Source organism: Nitrospirota bacterium, from assembly GCA_037386965.1.
In the GTDB taxonomy this organism is placed as follows: Bacteria; Nitrospirota; Thermodesulfovibrionia; order Thermodesulfovibrionales; family JdFR-86; genus JARRLN01.
Map to the genome: position 1 here is coordinate 1 of JARRLN010000133.1, position 2,728 is coordinate 2,728.

2 protein-coding genes are annotated in these 2,728 nt (G+C 58.0%); both read right to left on the reverse strand.

The window, feature by feature from the left end:
* Positions 1-277 precede the first annotated feature (277 nt).
* Positions 278-598, reverse strand: a complete 321-nt coding sequence (locus tag P8Y39_12865; GenBank protein ID MEJ2193207.1) for a metalloregulator ArsR/SmtB family transcription factor — start codon at positions 596-598, stop codon at positions 278-280.
* Between the two features lie 207 nt (positions 599-805).
* Positions 806-2,326 carry an MFS transporter gene (locus P8Y39_12870; GenBank protein MEJ2193208.1) on the reverse strand — a complete coding sequence of 507 codons (1,521 nt, stop codon included), beginning with the start codon at positions 2,324-2,326 and terminating at the stop codon, positions 806-808.
* Positions 2,327-2,728 lie beyond the last annotated feature (402 nt).

The window sequence follows — 2,728 nt, forward strand, 5'->3', positions numbered from 1 at the left end:
AGCAGGTGCACCCAGAGGGACAGCACCAGAACCGTTTCTTTCATCCTCTCCTCCCAGAGAAGGCACGGGGGGCGAGAGTCCGCCCCCCGTCCGGTTTGTGCTATTTCGATTTCAGTGGCGGCAGGCAACCGCAGCCGCAGCCCTTCTCCGAGCCCTTCTTCGTCCCGGGCTTCTGCGTTTCGCCGGTCTTCTTCTCTTCCTTGGCGGCGCGTGGCATATCGTTCACCTCCTTTCTATTAGGATATGCGCGGATACTCATATACATGAGAAAAAAATATTAGCTTGCCCTGGTGACCCTTACGCGTTGTATTTTCTTCTTGCCTTCCATGCACCCGCAGGTGCATATTCTGTTGAGCCTCCGGCGGCACTTCTCCAGGGCCTCGCGGTCCAGGGAATAGTAAACCCAGTACCCCTTTCTCTCGTCCCGTACCAGGCCGGCGGCCTTCAGCACCCGCAGGTGCTGAGACACCGCCGACTGGGTTATTTTCAGGGCGTCCGCCAGGGCATTGACGCTCATGGGCCCCTTTTTGAGCTGCTCGATGATCTCTATCCTCTTGTCCACGGAAAGCAGCCTGAACAGCTCAGCCGATTCCTTCACGCCTTCTCCTTTAAAGTTCCTGCTTATGTACTAATATAGTCCAGCCTTCTCGCCATGTCAACCCCCGATTTCACAAAGACCATAAGGAAGGGCGAGGCGGCTGCCCAGAGGCTTCGACCCCACTCTGCGGACGCGCCCGTCAGAGCCCGCCGAAGAGCGCGGATACGCCGAGCCCCAGGGCGAAAAGGAGAATTGAGAGGGTTGACGTCAGGGAACAGCAGCGCGGGACGGCCTTTCGGCATGGCCGCCGGGCCCTTCCTCGGGCTTCTCGTTTCTCAAGACCGACAGGAACGCCGAGAGCAGGCTCAGTGCCACAAGCACTCCCAGCGCGACGAGGTATCCCTTCATGAAGGCTTTGTCCTTTACCGAAACAGGTATGAGTTGGTTATGGAATATATGCTGGACATCGTAGAATCCCTTCTCCACCACGCCTTTCTCCTCCAGGCTGGTGAATATGAGGCCGGAGATATCCACGCCGAATATGAGCCCCATGGAGCGCATCATGTTCAAGAGGCCGCCTGCCACGCTCAATTTATCCTTGGGGGCGGCGCCCATTACCGCGCTGTTATTGGGCGGCGTAAAAAGCCCTATCCCCATGCCAAGCATTATCAGTATACCCACAAGCATGCCGAGATGAGAGGACTCGCCCAGCAGCATCAGGAGAAAACAGGCCAGCGCAGAGAGGAGCATGCCCGCCGTGGTCATCAGCCTCGGGCCGTACTTGTCCGATACGCTCCCGGCCAGGGGGGCCACGACCGCCATGGCAAGAGGTATCGGCACAAGCAGGCTGCCCGTCAGCGCCACGTTGTAGCCGACCACCCTTTCCAGGTAGAAAGGCATCAGGAACATTATCGAAAAAAGCACGTAATAGGACATCATGCCGGTCATATTGCCCGCGGAAAACGTGAAGCTCTTGAACATCTTAAGGTCTACAAGCGGATATGTAACCTTGAGTTCCGTAATGACGAAGAGGCCAAGCAGCACGGCCGAGAGGGCGAAGTACAGGATAATCCTCGGCGATGTCAAGCCCAGCTTGACGACCTCGTTAAAGGCCAGCACCAGGAAGAGAAGCCCGGAGGTGAAAAGAGCGGCGCCAAGGTAATCCACCTTCTCCTTCTGCTTTTTCACCTCATCACGGGGCAGGATAAGGAGGGCGACCAGCGTCCCCAGGATGCCTATCGGTACGTTTATAAAGAATACGGCTCGCCAGCCCATCGTGGCTATGAGAACGCCGCCCAGGAACGGGCCAATGGACATGGCGACCGCCTGGACGGCTCCCTGGATGCCGATGGCCTTCCCCCTTTCGGAGGAAGGAAACGCCGCCGTGATTATCGCGATGGAGTTCGCCTGCAACAGCCCGGCCCCTAAAGCCTGCACGGTGCGCGAACCTATCATGAAGCCGGCCGATGGTGACATGCCGCAAAAGGCGGAGCCGATGGTGAAGACCACAAACCCGGCATTATAAAGCCTGGACCGGCCGTACATGTCGGCAATCCTCCCGAAGAGCGGCAAAAAGATGGTAAGCGTGAGCATGTAGGCCAATGCCACCCACTCAATCGTCGCCAGCGAAACGATAAAGTCTCTCTTGAGAGTCGGCATGGCGATATTTACGATGCTCACATCCAGGGCGGACATCGTTGCGCCTATGAGAACGGTCGCCAGGATAAACCACCGCCATCCCGGACGTGAAGAGAAGTATGGATGTGGAAAAGGCGGTCGCCTAGACATTGCAGAACGAGCTTACGCGGCTCCTCCGCGTGCCTTTCATACGGAAAGATTAGCAACGGCCTGGACGAATTACAATGACTTTCTTGCGGCCTCCCATGTGTGGATAAAGGCATGAAACAAGCACCGAGGGGCCGAGGGCGGTTCCGCTCGGAGGGCTACTACATAGTCATCAGAAGATGAAACGGCTGGGGTGTTCAGGAAGAACCTGAATCGCCAGGTCCGGGTCACGCCGTGCCGACTTCCAAGCTCAGGGCCCGATAGAGAGGCCCGAGGCCTCCGGCTCCCTAGCTGAGAACGCGCCCCGTCAGAGCCCCCCGAAGAGCGCTGAGACGCCGAGCCCCAGGGCGAAAAGGAAAACGGACAGGATTGACATCAGGACGATGGCGGCGCGGGACGGCCTTT